This window comes from Burkholderia sp. A2 (assembly GCF_001729305.1).
Taxonomy (GTDB): domain Bacteria; phylum Pseudomonadota; class Gammaproteobacteria; order Burkholderiales; family Burkholderiaceae; genus Burkholderia; species Burkholderia sola.
Map to the genome: position 1 here is coordinate 95,736 of NZ_LZXX01000087.1, position 15,366 is coordinate 111,101.

Annotated in this window: 18 protein-coding genes; 5 read left to right on the forward strand and 13 right to left on the reverse strand. The window is 67.7% G+C overall.

Annotated elements, in window-relative coordinates:
- Positions 1–16: 16 nt before the first annotated feature.
- The 4 genes from A9Z05_RS10995 to A9Z05_RS11010 all read right to left on the reverse strand — a co-directional run bounded on the left by A9Z05_RS10995 (position 17) and on the right by A9Z05_RS11010 (position 2,975).
- A complete protein-coding gene (locus A9Z05_RS10995; protein ID WP_069618121.1) occupies positions 17–1,276 on the reverse strand; it encodes an MFS transporter in 1,260 nt (419 codons plus the stop codon).
- Positions 1,273–2,244 (reverse strand): PRC-barrel domain-containing protein, encoded by a 972-nt coding sequence (locus tag A9Z05_RS11000; RefSeq protein ID WP_069618122.1) that lies wholly within the window; start codon positions 2,242–2,244, stop codon positions 1,273–1,275. The genes A9Z05_RS10995 and A9Z05_RS11000 overlap by 4 nt, the downstream gene beginning before the upstream one ends.
- 92 nt (positions 2,245–2,336) lie before the next feature.
- A complete protein-coding gene (locus A9Z05_RS11005; protein ID WP_069618123.1) occupies positions 2,337–2,528 on the reverse strand; it encodes a hypothetical protein in 192 nt (63 codons plus the stop codon).
- 111 nt (positions 2,529–2,639) lie between these two features.
- Positions 2,640–2,975, reverse strand: a complete 336-nt coding sequence (locus A9Z05_RS11010; RefSeq protein ID WP_069618124.1) for a YggL family protein — start codon at positions 2,973–2,975, stop codon at positions 2,640–2,642.
- A gap of 270 nt (positions 2,976–3,245) precedes the next feature.
- Here A9Z05_RS11010 and A9Z05_RS11015 point away from each other — a divergent pair, with 270 nt between their 5' ends.
- Positions 3,246–3,686, forward strand: a complete 441-nt coding sequence (locus tag A9Z05_RS11015; RefSeq protein ID WP_069618189.1) for an STM2901 family protein — start codon at positions 3,246–3,248, stop codon at positions 3,684–3,686.
- Positions 3,679–4,059: a DUF1493 family protein gene (locus A9Z05_RS11020; RefSeq protein ID WP_069618125.1), complete on the forward strand. Its 381-nt coding sequence runs from the start codon at positions 3,679–3,681 to the stop codon at positions 4,057–4,059. Before A9Z05_RS11015 ends, A9Z05_RS11020 begins: the two co-directional genes overlap by 8 nt.
- 79 nt (positions 4,060–4,138) lie before the next feature.
- Here the strand turns inward: A9Z05_RS11020 and rng are convergent, their stop codons facing one another.
- The 9 genes from rng to upp all read right to left on the reverse strand — a co-directional run bounded on the left by rng (position 4,139) and on the right by upp (position 11,990).
- On the reverse strand, positions 4,139–5,608 hold the full coding sequence (gene rng, locus A9Z05_RS11025; protein WP_050016390.1) for a ribonuclease G: 1,470 nt from the start codon (positions 5,606–5,608) through the stop codon (positions 4,139–4,141).
- An 8-nt stretch (positions 5,609–5,616) separates the two neighbouring features.
- Positions 5,617–6,249 (reverse strand): nucleoside triphosphate pyrophosphatase, encoded by a 633-nt coding sequence (locus A9Z05_RS11030; RefSeq protein WP_069618126.1) that lies wholly within the window; start codon positions 6,247–6,249, stop codon positions 5,617–5,619.
- A gap of 51 nt (positions 6,250–6,300) precedes the next feature.
- Positions 6,301–6,771 carry a 23S rRNA (pseudouridine(1915)-N(3))-methyltransferase RlmH gene (gene rlmH, locus A9Z05_RS11035; protein ID WP_006484265.1) on the reverse strand — a complete coding sequence of 157 codons (471 nt, stop codon included), beginning with the start codon at positions 6,769–6,771 and terminating at the stop codon, positions 6,301–6,303.
- Positions 6,772–6,789: 18 nt separating this feature from the next.
- Positions 6,790–7,233 carry a ribosome silencing factor gene (rsfS, locus tag A9Z05_RS11040; RefSeq protein ID WP_006484266.1) on the reverse strand — a complete coding sequence of 148 codons (444 nt, stop codon included), beginning with the start codon at positions 7,231–7,233 and terminating at the stop codon, positions 6,790–6,792.
- Between the two features lie 4 nt (positions 7,234–7,237).
- On the reverse strand, positions 7,238–7,969 hold the full coding sequence (locus tag A9Z05_RS11045) for a nicotinate-nucleotide adenylyltransferase (RefSeq protein WP_069618127.1): 732 nt from the start codon (positions 7,967–7,969) through the stop codon (positions 7,238–7,240).
- An 8-nt stretch (positions 7,970–7,977) separates the two neighbouring features.
- Entirely contained in the window at positions 7,978–8,901 is a 924-nt protein-coding gene (gene hemF, locus A9Z05_RS11050) for an oxygen-dependent coproporphyrinogen oxidase (protein WP_069618128.1), read from the reverse strand.
- A gap of 118 nt (positions 8,902–9,019) precedes the next feature.
- Complete coding sequence (gene purD, locus A9Z05_RS11055) at positions 9,020–10,300, reverse strand: phosphoribosylamine--glycine ligase (RefSeq protein ID WP_069618129.1); 1,281 nt, start codon at positions 10,298–10,300, stop codon at positions 9,020–9,022.
- A gap of 104 nt (positions 10,301–10,404) precedes the next feature.
- Complete coding sequence (locus tag A9Z05_RS11060; RefSeq protein WP_006478227.1) at positions 10,405–11,133, reverse strand: YebC/PmpR family DNA-binding transcriptional regulator; 729 nt, start codon at positions 11,131–11,133, stop codon at positions 10,405–10,407.
- 206 nt (positions 11,134–11,339) lie between these two features.
- Positions 11,340–11,990, reverse strand: coding sequence for a uracil phosphoribosyltransferase (gene upp / locus A9Z05_RS11065; RefSeq protein ID WP_006481871.1), 651 nt, complete (start codon positions 11,988–11,990; stop codon positions 11,340–11,342).
- Positions 11,991–12,200: 210 nt separating this feature from the next.
- On the opposite strand from upp, the gene A9Z05_RS11070 reads away from it, so the two are divergent.
- The 3 genes from A9Z05_RS11070 to A9Z05_RS11080 all read left to right on the forward strand — a co-directional run bounded on the left by A9Z05_RS11070 (position 12,201) and on the right by A9Z05_RS11080 (position 15,057).
- Positions 12,201–12,980, forward strand: a complete 780-nt coding sequence (locus A9Z05_RS11070; RefSeq protein WP_069618130.1) for an SDR family oxidoreductase — start codon at positions 12,201–12,203, stop codon at positions 12,978–12,980.
- Positions 12,981–13,032: 52 nt separating this feature from the next.
- A complete protein-coding gene (locus tag A9Z05_RS11075) occupies positions 13,033–13,425 on the forward strand; it encodes a methylglyoxal synthase (RefSeq protein WP_069618131.1) in 393 nt (130 codons plus the stop codon).
- Between the two features lie 657 nt (positions 13,426–14,082).
- On the forward strand, positions 14,083–15,057 hold the full coding sequence (locus tag A9Z05_RS11080; protein WP_069618132.1) for a quinone oxidoreductase: 975 nt from the start codon (positions 14,083–14,085) through the stop codon (positions 15,055–15,057).
- Positions 15,058–15,366 lie beyond the last annotated feature (309 nt).

Sequence of the window (15,366 nt, forward strand, 5' to 3'; positions counted from 1 at the left end):
CGGCGGCGCGCCGCCGTCAATGCGCCTGTTCGGGCGAGGCGGGCGCCGGTTCGTCGGCCGTCGCGTCGCCGTTCCCGACGCGCGTTTCGGGCATCACGAGCCAGACCAGCAGCACCGCGAGCGCGCCTGCCGCGGCGAGCCCGAAGAAACTGACCGCGTTGCCGAAGTGATCGGCGACGTAGCCGGCCACGGCCGTGCTGAGCGTCGCGCCGATCCCGGCCGCGAGCCCGAACAGCCCGATGCACAGGTTGTAGCGGCCCTTGCCGCCCGCGACGTCGGCCGCGATCAGCGGCAGCATCACGCCGAACACGGCCGCGCTGATGCCGTCGAGCATCTGGACCGGCACGAGCAGGTACGGGCTGCTGACGCCGGCGAACAGCAGCGCGCGCACCGGCAGTGCGGAGAAGCCGAGCAGCAGGATCGGCCGGCGCCCCCAGCGCTGCGCGGAACGGCCGACCCACGGCGACAGCATCGCGACGATCGCCTGCGGCACGATGATGCACGCGGCGATCACGAGCTGCACGTTCTCGCCCATCCCGGCCGTGACTTCGCCGGCCGCGAGGTTCAGCATCGCGGCGTTCGACAGGTGGAACAGCACGACGCAGGCCGCGAAGATCAGCATCCGGCGGTCGCGCAGCAGTTCGAGCAGCGTTTCGCGCTCGCCGGCTTCGTCGAGGTCGTCAGGCTTCGATGACTGCGGAATCACCTGGTGCGTCGGCTGGATCATCGCGAGCGCGAACAGCGCGGGCAGCGCCAGCACGGCGGTCAGCCAGAACACCGCGCGCGCGGAGAAGTATTCGCCGGTGAGCCCCATCAGGCCCGCCGCGACCGCGCTGCCGATCGACGCCCAACGCGCGTTGCGGCCCAGCCGGTCGCCGAGGTCGGCGCGGCCGACGAGCGAGAACGAGATCGCGGCCATCGCCGGCACCAGCATGCAGCTGGCGAAACCGTGGAACACCTCGGCGGCGATCACCGGCACGATCGTCGGGCTCGACGCGAGCAGTACCGCGGACAGGATGATGGCCGCGATCGCCCACGCGGCCGCGCCTTTCTTGTTCTTCAGCGCATCGACGGCCGCGCCGCCCGGCACCTGGCTGACCATCGCGCTGATCGTGCCGATCGACAGCACCATGCCGATCTCGCCCTGCGTCCACTTGTGCGACGCGAGGTAGGACGCGATGAACGGACCGAACCCGGTTTGAACGTTTGCAACGAAAAAGTTGAGCCAGTCGAGGGCCCGGAGACTGCGAACGCTGACGGAATGCTTGATCGTCATCGGGTGGCACTCGCAGACGAAGCCGGCACCGCTGCCGCCGGGGCAACGGGCGGAAAGACCGCGACGATCGGCTTGTCGGCCGCATACGGCGGCGATGCCTTGATCTGCGCGTCGTTCAGGTCGAGCTGCGGGTGCAGCGCCTTGTCGCGCGTGACGAAGCGCAGCGCGCCCCAGCTCGCGGCGATCGAACGGCGATCGGTATTGACGAGCCCGCCGAGGTCGAGCACGACGGCCTGCGGCTGCGCGCCGCGGTCGATCAGCACGTCGACGATGCGGCCGATCTTCGTGCCGTTCGGGCGCTCGACATCGCTGTCGAGCATCGGCAGCCGCGTCGCCGGCGACGCCGCGGCCGAGCCCGACAGCGGCACGGCCTTCGGCCGCGCGGCCGGCGGCAGATCGCCCGACGGCACGTCGAGCACGATCGGCTCCTGTTTGCCGCCCGGCGTGAAGCGGAACACGTTCCATGGGAAGACGACCTTGCGGTCGCCGATCCCCATGAAGCCCTGCAGGTTGACGATCATCTCGCGCGGCTTGCCGCTCGCATCGACCACCATGTCGACCGCGCGGCCGACCACCTTGCCGTTGCGGCGCGCGACTTCGCTGTCGAGCAGCGCATGGATCTGGGTGCGGTCGAGCGCGCGCGTCGCGACGAGCGGCGGGGGCGGCGGCGGCGGCGGGGTCGGCGATTCGGGGCGCTGCACGGGCTTAGGCCGTGCCACTTCGCGGTGCGGCTTCTTCGGCGCTTCCGGTTCCTCCGGTTGCGTCGGCGCGGGCACGGGCGGCATCGTCAGCGGCTCGCCGGCGGTTTCCTCGACGGGCTCGACGAGCGCCTCGCTGATCGGCGCGGGCGGGTTCTGGACCGGCAGCAGCCCGCAGCCGGACAGCAGCGCGGCGACGGCGACGATCAGGAAGACCGTCGAGGACGGCAACGACTTGCGGGATGCGGGAAACGGGAGTCCGCCGCTCATTGACACTCACTCCATGGGTCGGGGGCGGCCCGAGGGCACGCGGCTGGCGATGGATGGCGGGTGCGGGCGGCGCACCACGCGAGGGTGAGAGTTTAACGTGTCTTGCTTTCAGGACCGATTTCGATGGCGGATCGCAGGCGGACCGTCGGGAAAAGGAAGGGATCGGCGGCCGGTCCGAGGCCTGGCGGCGGCGCGTGGTTGATGACGATGCGGGCACCGGCGCCGCTACCGGCGGTGTGCTGGTGCGGCGAGTTCGAGCCGTCGTACGCGGACAGCGACGTCAACGCCGCAACGCCAGCGGCCGTGATGATCGTTCGGAAGAAGCGACGTCCGCCGCGCCCGCCGTGGTGGCGGGCAGGGGCGGGCGCTACCTGAAGCAGCGTGAACCCGGGAAATCAGGCGTCCGGATACCACGCGTCGGCGAATTCGCTGACCTGGACGTCCTTCAGTTCCGGACGGGCGGCCAGCCATCCGCGCACGAGTTCGCGATCGGCGTCGGTCGTCGTGCCGCGCGGCGCGCCGGAGATCACGTACGCACCGATGCCTTCGTCCGCGGACGCGACGGTCAGCAGCCCGTTCGCTTCGACGAAGTCGATGAATGCATCGATCAACTGGCCGCGCTCGAGGTCGGTCATGTCGTTGCGGTAATGCGCGGTGGCGTTGAACGAGAGTTCCTGGAATTCGCCGATGTGGAGTTTCTTGCGCTGACGGCGGTTGTGGCCTTGGCTCATGGTGTGTGCTGAGTGAATGAGAGGTGAGAAAGGATAGCGCGGCGGATGGCGCGGGCGCCCTGTCGACATGCTGCATGGGTGACGCTGGCGGCGAAAGCGGGCGTATCGCGGGACCGTTTTCGAAACTGTTCTTAAACAATTGCGCGATGCGCTGTTCGCCGTGCGGCCTGGTCAAGCGGCCTATTGCACGCCTGACCGAATGATACAGGGATGGCGAGCGTGTTCGGCTTGGCTAAGGTCTGCGGTCGTTCGAACAACCACGAGGGCCGTGTGTCGGACAATCGCTATTCGTACGAGGGGCGTCTGGATCTCACACCGGGGGATCTGTTTTTCTGGGGTGCCGTGAATCAGGTTTGCAAACGGTTTGGCTTTCACGACCTTGGTGCTGCGGCTGCCGTTCTATTGGGGCAGAACGATGTACCGGTTCCCGGCAAGCCGCGCGGCGCAGTGGCCGGCACCTCCGTTGCGTCGCTTGCGGTGCGCAAAGCGCTGCCGTTCAACGTCGGAATTCGGATGCCGACCATCACGAAAGCCGGTGCCGGTGGTATGCGGATCGCGACGACTCGTAACCTCGGTGCATTCGTCGGGCGTGCAGTGCCCGTTGTCGACACTGTCATGCTCGCCACGGATGCGGCAGTCGTCATGTGGAATACGGTGCAGGTCTACAACAGCACTGCAAAACCGGAAGACAGGGTGCTCCGATATGGCTGACACGGCATGGGATCGGCTCGAAGCATTTGCTCGGGAGGAATTGGGGCGTCCGCTCTTTGGCGGTCCGCTGAAGCTGTCACGTTCAAGCCGGATGGAAGAGGATCTCCGCATCACGGGAATCGACGCGATCGAATTTATCGACAAGTGGGGCGGGACCTTCGGGATCGATGTAGAGTATTTCCCGTATCAGCGATACATCGGCCCGGAAACGCTCGATATGGTCGGAATGTTCCTTGGGCTGTTTTCGTCGAAATATCGTGACCCGGAACTTGTGCCCCTGACACTCGGCATGCTGGAAGACGCGATGCGTCTCGGCCGATGGGATAGCGAAGCGATCGAGCGCTTCGCACGGGAAGGGGGCCGCGCGGAATAGCCGTTCCCCATTGGATGCAGGTTGCGCGAAATATCTCCCATGCCGGGCAGAAATCGCGCAACCGCCAAAGAACGCGCCGTCACATCAGCACGATGTCGTACTGCTCCTGGCTCAAATTCGACTCGACCTGCAGCGACACCGGTTTGCCGATGAAGTCGATCAGCATCGCCAGATGCTGCGATTCTTCGTCGAGGAACAGGTCGATCACCTGCTGCGCGGCGATCACGCGAAACTCGCGCGGATTGAACTGGCGCGACTCGCGCAGGATCTCGCGCAGGATGTCGTAGCACACGGTGCGCGACGTCTTCACCTGGCCCTTGCCCTGGCAGGTCGGGCACGGCTCGCACAGCACGTGCGCGAGCGATTCGCGCGTGCGCTTGCGCGTCATCTCGACGAGTCCGAGCTGCGAGAAGCTGTTGACCGTCACGCGCGTGCGGTCGCGCGACAGCGCCTTCTTCAGCTCGGACAGCACCGCGTCGCGATGCTCGGCGTTCTCCATGTCGATGAAGTCGATGATGATGATCCCGCCGAGGTTGCGCAGCCGTAGCTGCCGCGCGATCGTGTGCGCGGCCTCGAGGTTGGTCTTGAAGATCGTGTCGTCGAAGTTGCGCGCGCCGACATAGCCGCCCGTGTTCACATCGATCGTCGTCATCGCCTCGGTCTGGTCGATCATCAGGTAACCGCCCGACTTCAGGTCGACGCGGCGCGACAGCGCGCGCTGGATCTCCGTCTCGATGTTGTACAGGTCGAACAGCGGCCGCTCGCCCGTGTAGTGATGCAGCTTCGGGCTCACGGCCGGCGTGAACTCGCCCGCGAATTCCGACAGGCGCTGGTAGGTCTCGCGCGAATCGACCTGGATGCGCGTCGTGTCGTCGTTCGCGAAATCGCGCAGCACGCGCTGCGCGAGATCGAGATCCTGGTACAGCAGGCTCGTCGCCGGCAGCCGCTGCGCTTGCGCGACGATCGTCGCCCAGGTCTTGCGCAGGTACGCGACGTCACCGGCCAGTTCGTCGGACGTCGCATCCTCGGCGATCGTGCGCACGATGTAGCCGCCTTTCTCGTCCGGCGGGATCACGGCGGTCAGGCGCGCGCGCACGGCCTCGCGTTCGGCCTCGCTCTCGATCTTCTGCGAGATGCCGATATGCGGCTCCTGCGGCAGGTAGACGAGCGTGCGGCCCGCGATGCTGACCTGCGTCGACAGCCGCGCGCCTTTCGTGCCGATCGGATCCTTGATCACCTGCACCATCAGCGTCTGGCCTTCGAACACAATCTTCTCGATCGGCTGGTGCGGCGCGCCCGACTGCGGCTCGCCCGCGAGGCGCGGATGCCAGATGTCGGCGACGTGCAGGAACGCCGCGCGCTCGAGGCCGATGTCGATGAATGCCGACTGCATGCCGGGCAGCACGCGCACGACCTTGCCGAGATAGATGTTGCCGACCCGTCCGCGCGACAGCGTCCGCTCGACGTGAAGCTCCTGCACCGCACCTTGCTGGACGAGTGCGACGCGCGTTTCCTGCGGCGTGAGGTTGATCAGGATTTCTTCGTTCATGGTGCGGTTCAGAAGGCGACGCGTGCGGTACGCAGCAGCGCGGCAGTCTCAAAAAGGGGCAGACCCATGATACCTGAATGGGATCCGTCGATTCGCTCGATGAATTCGGCCGCGCGGCCCTGGATCGCGTACGCGCCGGCCTTGCCGAACGGCTCGCCGGTTTCGACGTAGCGCGCGAACGCGTCGCTCGGTGCGTTTGAAAAGCGCACCGACGAGCGCGACAGCGCGGGCGGCAGCAGTTCGCCGTCGGCGCCGATTACGGCGACGGCCGTCAGCACCTCGTGTTCGCGGCCCGCGAGGCGGGCGAGCATCGCGAGCGCATCGTCGGCGTCGGCCGGCTTGCCGAGGATCGCGCCGTCGATGGTCACCGTGGTGTCCGCAACGAGCACCGGCGCGGCCGGCTTGCCGCTCGCGACGAGGCGCGCACGCGCGGCCTCGGCCTTCGCGACGGTCACGCGCCGCACGTACGCGTCGGCGGCTTCGCCGGGCAGTTCGGCTTCGAGCGCCTCGGCGTCCTCGTCGGGGCGCGGCAGCAGCAGTTCGAAGCGTACGCCGATCTGCTGCAGCAACTCCTGGCGGCGCGGGCTTTGCGAGGCGAGGTAAAGGATCGGGAAAAACGCGGGGGACGTGCTGGACGGCATGGTGTCGTTATCTCGTTGAGCGCGCGCGGCGCGCGTCTCGAGGACGACACGTCATGCGCGGTGGTAGGGGTGATTCTGCGTGATGCTCCACGCCCGGTAAAGCTGTTCGGCGAGCAGCACGCGCACCATGCCGTGCGGCAGCGTCATGCTGGAGATGCGCAGCAGTACGTCGGCGCGCGCTTTCAGTTCCGGATCGAGCCCGTCGGCGCCGCCGATCACGAACGCGACGTCGCGGCCGTCCTGCTGCCAGCCGGGCAGCGCCTGCGCGAGCTGCATCGTGGTCCAGTCGCGGCCGCGCTCGTCGAGCGCGACGAGGCGCGCGCCCTTCGGCAGCGCGGCCTCGATCTTCTGCCGCTCGGCCGCCATCACGCTTTCGGCGCTGCGGCCGCCCGAACGCAATTCAGGCTTGATTTCGCGCAACTCGATGCGCAGTTCGGGCGGCATCCGCTTCGTGTATTCGTCGAAGCCGGATGCGATCCAGCCCGGCATCTTGTGGCCGACCGCGAGGATGAAAAGCTTCATCGGGGCATGCGTGACGGCTTAACGGCGGCGGGCGGCCGTCTTGCGCGCCGGGCGTGCGGGCGCTTCTTCCTCTTCCTCGTCGTCTTCGCTCGCCGTCGCGAAGCCGTTGCCCTTGCCGCCGCCGAGCTTCATCCGCACGGGCTTGTCGCCCCAGATTTCCTCGAGGTTGTAGTACTGGCGCAGCGCCGGTTGCAGGATGTGCACGACCGCGTCGCCGCAGTCGACCAGCACCCATTCGCCGGTGTCCTCGCCTTCGGAGCTGACGACGTCGCCGCCGGCTTCCTTGACCTTGTCGCGCACGTTCGACGCGAGCGCCTTGGTCTGGCGGTTGGAGGTGCCCGAGGCGACGACCACGCGGTCGAACAGTTCGGTCAGGTGGCTGGTGTTGAACACCTTGATGTCTTGCGCCTTGACGTCTTCGAGGGCGTCGACGATCACGCGCTGCAGTTTGCGAATATCCATGGATTCAGGAATGGTAGAGGCGATGTTGAAGAATATAGGCCCATACGGCGGCCGGCACATGTTCTGCCGACGCGTCGGGCATTTGCGCATGGCGTGCGATGCATTCGCGCAGGTGCGCGCGGATGTCGGTCGCGGCGATGTCGAACGAAAGGGTCGTATCGATCAGCAGGCGGCCCGCCGGCGTGGCCTTCAGCACGTCGGCGCCGGCCTGCCGCGCGGCGATTTCCCGTGCGACGTCCGGCGGTGCCGCGCCGAGCTCGAAGCCCGGGCGCGTCGACACGCCGATGTGCGCGTAGTCGAACAGCGTGCGCCAGTCGCGCCACGTATCGAGGCGCACGAGCTGGTCGGCGCCGATCAGCAGCGACAGCGACGCATCCGGGCCGATCCGCTCGCGCCAGCGCGCGAGCGTCTCGACCGTGTAGGTCGGGCCGCTGTGCTCGATCTCGTCGGTGGCGACGGTCACGGTCACGCCCGGCACGGACAGCGTGCCGGCGGCCGCGCGCGTCATCGCGAGCCGGTGCTCGGCGGCCGACACGTCGCGCTTCTGGTACGGCTGCCCGGCCGGCAGCAGCACGAGTTCGGTCAGGTCGAGCAGCGCGGCGAACCGGCGCGCGAGCGCGAGGTGGCCGTCGTGGATCGGGTCGAAGGTACCGCCCAGCAAGCCGATACGACGCGGCAGCGGGGCGGGGCGGGCGGTGGTGTCCAGAAACGCGTCCTTTCGTTGGGGCAGCGGCACGCCCGGGCTCAGACCCAGTCGCGCGGCACGAGGAAGTCGCTATACAGGCGCGCTTCCGGCGAACCCGGCTCGGGTTGCCAGTTATAGCGCCAGTTCGCGACCGGCGGCATCGACATCAGGATCGACTCGGTCCGGCCGCCGCTTTGCAGGCCGAACAGCGTGCCGCGGTCGAACACGAGGTTGAATTCGACGTAACGGCCGCGGCGGTAGGCCTGGAAGTCGCGCTCGCGCTCGCCGTACGGCAACCCGGCGCGGCGCTCGACGATCGGCAGGTAAGCGCGCAGGAACGCGTCCCCTACGCTTTGCATCATGTCAAACGCGCGTTCGAAACCGGGCTCCGAGAAATCGTCGAAGAAGATCCCGCCGATACCGCGTGTTTCGTTGCGGTGCTTCAGGAAGAAATATTCGTCGCACCATTGCTTGAAGCGCGGGTAGAGCTCGGCGCCGAACGGGTCCAGCGCATCCTTGCAGGTCTGGTGGAAATGCCGCGCGTCGTCCTCGAAGCCGTAAACCGGTGTCAGATCCATGCCGCCGCCGAACCAGAACACGGGGTCTTCACCCGGTTTCGTCGCGATCAGCATCCGCACGTTCATGTGCACGGTCGGGCAGTACGGATTGCGCGGGTGCAGCACGAGCGACACGCCGAGCGCCTCGAAGCCGCGGCCCGCGAGCTGCGGGCGCGCCGCGCTCGCCGACGGCGGCAGCGCGTCGCCCGCGACGTCGGAAAAGCCGATTCCCGCGCGTTCGAACACGCGGCCGCCTTCGAGAATCCGCGTGCAGCCGCCGCCGCGCAGGCGTTCGGCCGGCCCGCGCTGCCACGTGTCGGTCGCGAGCGGCGTGCCGTCGAGTGCGCCGAGCGCGTCGGCGATGCGTGTCTGCAGGCCCTGGAGGTACGTGCGCACGCGCGTCACGTCGTAGGTCGAATCGGTCATGTCTGGACTGGCTGCCCCCACTCTGGGCGGGGGCCGTAAAAAAAGCGTCTGCCGGGCATTCTATCGAACCCCGGCAGACGGGCCGCCGCCGCGAGCGCGCGGGACGGCGAGGGCGACGTCACGCGCTCTTGCGATTGAGCGCGCGAAAGCCGATGTCGCGGCGGTACTGCATGCCTTCGAAATTGATCTGGTTGATCGTGTCGTACGCATGCTGCTGCGCTTCGCGCACCGAATCGGCGAGGCCGACCACGCACAGTACGCGTCCGCCCGATGTCACGAGCTTGTCGCCGTCGGCGAGCGTCGTGCCCGCATGGAACGTCACGGCCTGTTCGGTCTCGGCCGGGATCCCGTTGATGCGGTCACCCTTGCGCGGCGCGTCCGGGTAGCCGTGCGCGGCGAGCACGACGCCCAGCGCGGTGCGGCGATCCCAGTCGAGCTCGACGGTGTCGAGCGTGCCCGCGATCGCCTGCTCGACGACCTTCGAGAAATCGCTCTTCAGGCGCGCCATGATCGGCTGCGTTTCCGGGTCGCCCATCCGGCAGTTGAATTCGAGCGTGCGCGGATTGCCGTCCTTGTCGATCATTAGGCCCGCGTACAGGAAGCCGGTGAAGCGGATGCCGTCCTTCTCCATCCCGCGCACGGTCGGCATGATGATTTCGCGCATCACGCGGGCGTGCATCTGCGGCGTGACGATCGGCGCGGGCGAATACGCGCCCATGCCGCCGGTGTTCGGGCCGCGATCTTCGTCGAGCAGGCGCTTGTGGTCCTGGCTGGAAGCCAGCGCCAGCGCATGCTTGCCGTCGACCATCACGATGAAGCTGGCTTCCTCGCCGTCGAGGAATTCCTCGATCACGACGCGCGCGCCGGCATCGCCGAGCTTGTTGCCCGACAGCATCATGTCGACGGCCGCATGGGCCTCTTCGAGCGTCATCGCGACGACGACGCCCTTGCCGGCCGCGAGGCCGTCGGCCTTCACGACGATCGGCGCACCCTTCGCGTCGATGTACGCGTGCGCGGCGGCCGCATCGGCGAAGGTCTCGTAGTCGGCCGTCGGAATGTTGTGGCGCTTCATGAACGCCTTCGCGAAATCCTTCGAGCTTTCGAGCTGCGCGGCTTCGCGGGTCGGGCCGAACACCTTCAGGCCGCGTGCGCGGAACAGGTTGACGATGCCGGCCGCGAGCGGGGCTTCCGGCCCGACGAGCGTGAACGCGACGCCTTCGCGTTCCGCGAAATCGGCGAGTTCGTCGAGCGCCGTGATGTCGACGTTCTTCAGACGCTCGTCCTGCGCCGTGCCGCCATTGCCGGGCGCGACGTAGACCATCTGGACGCGCGGCGACTGCGCGAGCTTCCACGCCAGCGCATGTTCGCGGCCGCCGGAACCGACGACGAGTAGTTTCATGGGATTCCCCGCAGACTAGAAAACAGGGCGGCCGGCACGCTCAGGCGCGCCGGCCGCGAAATCGGTCGGGCCGCCGCCGCGACAGCTGCGCGGCGGCCGGCATCTCATTCCTCGACGATGACGGCGTTCGTATACACGTCCTGCACGTCGTCGAGGTTCTCGAGCGCGTCCAGCAGCTTCTGCATCTTCGCCGCGTCGTCGCCGGTGAATTCGACTTCGTTCTGCGGCTTCATCGTCACTTCGGCGAGTTCGGCCTTGAAGCCCGCGGCTTCGAGCGCGTCCTTCACCGCCGAGAATGCCTGCCAGTCGCACAGCACTTCGATCGAGCCGTCGTCGTTCGTGTTCACGTCGTTCGCGCCGGCTTCGAGCGCGGCTTCCATCAGCGCGTCTTCCGACGTGCCGGGCGCGAACAGGAACTGGCCGACGTGATCGAACATGAACGCGACCGAGCCGTCGGTGCCCATGTTGCCGCCGAACTTCGAGAACGCGTGGCGCACTTCCGCGACCGTGCGGGTGCGGTTGTCGGTCAGCGTGTCGACGATGATCGCCGCGCCGCTGATGCCGTAGCCCTCGTAACGGATCTCTTCGTAGTTCGCGCCGTCCGCACCGCCGACGCCGCGATCGATCGCGCGCTTGACGTTGTCCTTCGGCATGTTCGCGTCGGCTGCCTTGTCGACCGCGAGACGCAGGCGCGGGTTCGAGTTGACGTCGCCGCCGCCGAGGCGCGCCGCCACCTGGATTTCCTTGATCAGGCGGGTCCAGATCTTGCCGCGCTTCGCGTCGGCCGCAGCCTTCTTATGCTTGATGTTGGCCCATTTCGAATGACCAGCCATACCTTTCTCCGTGCCCGGGCGCGCAGCGCGGGCGATTGTTGCAATGTGTCGTTGAATCGGCGGCCGTGTCGGCGGGCATGAAGCCGCGGGGCCGCGCGTGTCGAGTGGATCGTGATTTTATCACGCGGCGACCGCCGGTTCGGGGCCGCCGCGCATGGCCGAACGGCCAGGGCGGCCGTCGCGGCGTGCCGGGCCGCTCGGTGCGGTCAGTTCTTGGTGCCGAACAGGCGGTCGCCGGCGTCGCCCAGGCCCGGCACGATGTACGCGTGCTCGTTCAGGTGCGAGTCGAGCGACGCGACGAACAGCTTCACGTCCGGGTGCGCGTCCTGGAACACCTGCACGCCCTCGGGCGCGGCGACCAGCGCGACGAACATGATGTTCGCGGCCGGCACGTTGCGGCGCTTGAGCACGTCGACCGCGTGCACGGCCGAATAGCCGGTCGCGACCATCGGGTCGCACAGGATGAAGATGCGGTCTTCCAGGTCCGGCAGGCGCACCAGGTATTCGACCGGGCGGTGGTCGTCGGCGCGGTACACGCCGATGTGGCCGACGCGCGCGGACGGCACCAGGTCGAGCAGGCCGTCCGACATCCCGATGCCCGCGCGCAGCACGGGCACGATCGCGAGCTTCTTGCCGGCGATCACCGGCGCGTCGACCGCGACCAGCGGGGTTTCGACCCGCTTGGTCGTGATCGGCAGGTTGCGGGTGATCTCGTAGCCCATCAGCAGCGTGATCTCGCGCAGCAGTTCGCGGAACGTGCGCGTGGACGTGTCCTTGTCGCGCATGTGCGTGAGCTTGTGCTGGATCAGCGGGTGATCGGTGATGAAGAGGTTCGGGAAACGGCTGTCCTGTTTCATGACGGGGTGCCTTGGCGGCAAAAGGGGATCGGGGGCGGCGGCGGGTACGGGCCGGCCGTCGCTCATGGCCGCAATTTTACCAAGGCGCGCCGCGCGATCCGGATATTATCGACGTCTCACGACAATCCGCGTGCCGCGCACGCCCGTTTGTCCGCCTCGCCGGCGGCCACGCGGGGTCGCGCCGGCACGCGCGCCACCAGGGAAGCGACGATGGATCTCGGTATCGAAGGAAAGACCGCGCTCGTGTGCGCGGCCAGCAAGGGTCTCGGGCGCGGCTGCGCGGAAGCGCTGGCCGCCGAGGGCGTGAACCTCGTGATCGTCGCGCGCACGCGCGACACGCTGGAGGAAACCGCGGAAGAGATCCGCGCCGGCGCGAACGTGTCGGTCACGGCGGTCGCGTGCGACATCACGACGCCGGACGGCCGCGCGGCCGCGCTCGCCGCGTGCCCGCGGCCGGACATTCTCGTGACGAATGCCGGCGGGCCGCCGCCCGGCGACTTCCGCGATTTCTCCCACGACGACTGGATCCGCGCGCTCGAGGCGAACATGCTGACGCCGATCGAGCTGATCCGCGCGACCGTCGACGGGATGATCGGCCGCGGCTTCGGCCGGATCGTCAACATCACGAGTTCGGCCGTGAAGGCGCCGATCGACGTGCTCGCGCTGTCGAACGGCGCGCGCTCGGGGCTGACCGGCTTCGTCGCGGGGTTGTCGCGCAAGGTCGCGGGGCAGGGCGTGACGATCAACAACCTGCTGCCGGGGCTGTTCGACACCGACCGGATCGCGACGACGCTCGCCGCGTCGGCGAAGGCGCAGGGCGTGACGGTCGACGAGATGCGCGCGCGGCGCACGAAGGACATCCCGGCCGGGCGGCTCGGCACGCGCGCCGAATTCGGCGCGGCCTGCGCGTTCCTGTGCAGCGTGCACGCCGGCTACATCACCGGGCAGAACTGGCTGCTCGACGGCGGCGCGTATCCGGGTACGTTCTGACCCGCGCTTTTCGATTCACGATGACAACAACCGAACGACGAAGGAGACGGAGATGAGCAAACCCCGCATCGCACTGATTGCGCACGATGCGAAGAAGGACGAGATCGTCGCGCTCGCGGGCCAGTATCGCGAGACGCTCGCGCAATGCCGGCTGGTGGCGACCGGCACGACGGGCGGCCGGATCGCCGCCGCGCACGGGCTCGAGGTCGAGCGCAAGCTGTCCGGGCCGCTCGGCGGTGACCTGCAGATCGGCGCGGAATTGGCCGACGGCCGCGTCGACATCGTCGTGTTCCTGCGCGACCCGATGACCGCGCAGCCGCACGACCCCGACATCACCGCGCTGGTGCGCGCGTGCGACGTGCACGACGTGCCGGTCGCGACCAACGTCGCGACCGCGCGGATGCTGCTCGACGATCTGGCGCGGAACATGCAGAATGTTTGCTAGGCAGCTGTTGAAGAGCGCCGCGCTTTAGCGGGCGGGGGCTTCGTTCAAGAAGTTGCCGTATGCGATCGGCCGCGGAGTGTCGGACGGATCGTGCCGAATGCTTCGCTGTCGAGCGCGCTTGCGCATTCGGCGAAGCCGTCGGTGGCCGACTACGGCGTAGACCCAGGCACGTCCCTCCGCGCGCGAGGGCCTCGATTACGGTGAATGGCTCGTTCCGCTGAACGATAGAAGGGATTCGATTCCTTGTAGCAGTTCGGGCAAGATGGACTGATCCAGCCCGCAATGCCCCGTGACGCATGCTCCATCGGGAAGGATTGGCTGAAAGCGCCAGTCTCCTACGATTGCCCCTCGATCGAGCATTCGTAACGTGAGTTCAAACCCCGGTGCGGCCGGCCTCAGTCAATGCGAACCGAGCGGAAATTCATACGACCCAAAGGCCCTGATAGGAACGTGACCAAGTGTGACGGCGGCCCATGCAATCCCTTTCCCGCGAAAACCCTACCAATGTGAAGGGATTGCAACGACGCGCTGCGTGAGCGCGCACGACGCGCGAGAATCCTCCGCTACGACCCGTGTTCACACGCATCGCCGCAGCGGCAATGTCGATGCACTCGCCGAACCGGATTTCCAGATTCCAGACAGAAGAGGAGCAAAACGATGCCGAAAGCAATCCGATACGACCAACCGGGCGGCCCGGACGTGATGAAGTGGGTCGATGTCGAGGTCGGCGCGCCGAAGGCGGGCGAAGTCCGTATCCGGCAACACGCGGTCGGGCTCAACTACATCGACGTGTATTTCCGCACGGGCCTGTATCCGCAGCCGCTGCCCGGCGGCCTCGGGATGGAGGCGGCGGGCGAGGTGACGGCCGTCGGCGACGGCGTGACCGCGTTCAAGGTCGGCGACCGCGTCGCGTACGTCGGGCAGCCGCCCGGCGCCTATGCGCAGGAGCGCGTGATGCCGGCCGAGCGCGTCGTGAAGCTGCCGGACGGGATCAGCTACGACGATGCGGCGTCGGTGATGCTGCAGGGGCTGACCGCGCACTACCTGCTGCGCCGCACGTACCCGGTGAAGGCCGGCGACACGATCCTGATCCACGCGGCGGCCGGCGGCGTCGGGCTGCTCGTGTGCCAGTGGGCGAAGGCGCTCGGTGCGACCGTGATTGGGACGGTCGGCTCCGACGAGAAGGCCGAGCTCGCGAAGGCGCACGGCTGCGATCATCCGATCGTCTACACGCGCGAGAACTTCACGCAGCGCGTGAAGGAGATCACGAACGGCGCGGGCGTGCCGGTCGTCTACGATTCGATCGGCAAGGACACCTACGTCGGTTCGCTCGACAGCCTCGCGCCGCTCGGCTACTTCGTCAGCTTCGGCAACGCGTCGGGCCCGCTGCCGCCGATCGACTCGAAGGAATTCTCGTCGCGCGGCTCGCTGTTCTTCACGCGCCCGACGCTGTTCTCGTACATCGCGAAGCGCGCCGATCTCGACGTCGCGGCCACCGAGCTGTTCGACGTGATCCTGTCGGGCAAGGTGAAGACGAGCATCAACCAGCGCTACCCGCTCGCGGAAGTCGGCCGCGCGCATGCCGACCTCGAGGCGCGCAAGACCACTGGCTCGACGATCCTCGTTCCCTGACGCATCCCGTTCGTGCCGGCGCCACGCCGGCACGTCCCGTCGCGGACGGGCGCCGGCGTGCCGCCCGTCTTGTCTCCCGACCGCTCTCCCGACCCGCCCGAAGTCCCGCCGCACGTTCGGTCCGTCGTTCCCTGCCGCACGCGTTTACGCGTTTTTTACACCCGCCCCGATAGCTTTGACCCGCCCTTTACACGCGTTCCCATAAGGTTCTAGTCGTCCGATTTCGACGACGGAGAACAAAAAATGGATGGGGTTTTCATCGGCGCACTGGTGCTCTTCACCGCGCTGATCCTCGGTTTGCTTGCCGGT

What these genes read in the sequence shown, in the direction of transcription:
- A9Z05_RS11030 (WP_069618126.1), bottom strand. Translation starts at nt 6,249, where the DNA reads ATGCCGTCCAGCACGTCCCCCGCGTTTTTCCCGATCCTTTACCTCGCC.
- A9Z05_RS11010 (WP_069618124.1), bottom strand. Translation starts at nt 2,975, where the DNA reads ATGAGCCAAGGCCACAACCGCCGTCAGCGCAAGAAACTCCACATCGGC.
- A9Z05_RS11000 (WP_069618122.1), bottom strand. Translation starts at nt 2,244, where the DNA reads ATGAGCGGCGGACTCCCGTTTCCCGCATCCCGCAAGTCGTTGCCGTCC.
- A9Z05_RS11075 (WP_069618131.1), top strand. Translation starts at nt 13,033, where the DNA reads ATGAGCAAACCCCGCATCGCACTGATTGCGCACGATGCGAAGAAGGAC.
- rsfS (WP_006484266.1), bottom strand. Translation starts at nt 7,233, where the DNA reads ATGGATATTCGCAAACTGCAGCGCGTGATCGTCGACGCCCTCGAAGAC.
- A9Z05_RS10995 (WP_069618121.1), bottom strand. Translation starts at nt 1,276, where the DNA reads ATGACGATCAAGCATTCCGTCAGCGTTCGCAGTCTCCGGGCCCTCGAC.
- purD (WP_069618129.1), bottom strand. Translation starts at nt 10,300, where the DNA reads ATGAAACTACTCGTCGTCGGTTCCGGCGGCCGCGAACATGCGCTGGCG.
- upp (WP_006481871.1), bottom strand. Translation starts at nt 11,990, where the DNA reads ATGAAACAGGACAGCCGTTTCCCGAACCTCTTCATCACCGATCACCCG.
- A9Z05_RS11070 (WP_069618130.1), top strand. Translation starts at nt 12,201, where the DNA reads ATGGATCTCGGTATCGAAGGAAAGACCGCGCTCGTGTGCGCGGCCAGC.
- rng (WP_050016390.1), bottom strand. Translation starts at nt 5,608, where the DNA reads ATGAACGAAGAAATCCTGATCAACCTCACGCCGCAGGAAACGCGCGTC.
- hemF (WP_069618128.1), bottom strand. Translation starts at nt 8,901, where the DNA reads ATGACCGATTCGACCTACGACGTGACGCGCGTGCGCACGTACCTCCAG.
- A9Z05_RS11020 (WP_069618125.1), top strand. Translation starts at nt 3,679, where the DNA reads ATGGCTGACACGGCATGGGATCGGCTCGAAGCATTTGCTCGGGAGGAA.
- rlmH (WP_006484265.1), bottom strand. Translation starts at nt 6,771, where the DNA reads ATGAAGCTTTTCATCCTCGCGGTCGGCCACAAGATGCCGGGCTGGATC.
- A9Z05_RS11080 (WP_069618132.1), top strand. Translation starts at nt 14,083, where the DNA reads ATGCCGAAAGCAATCCGATACGACCAACCGGGCGGCCCGGACGTGATG.
- A9Z05_RS11060 (WP_006478227.1), bottom strand. Translation starts at nt 11,133, where the DNA reads ATGGCTGGTCATTCGAAATGGGCCAACATCAAGCATAAGAAGGCTGCG.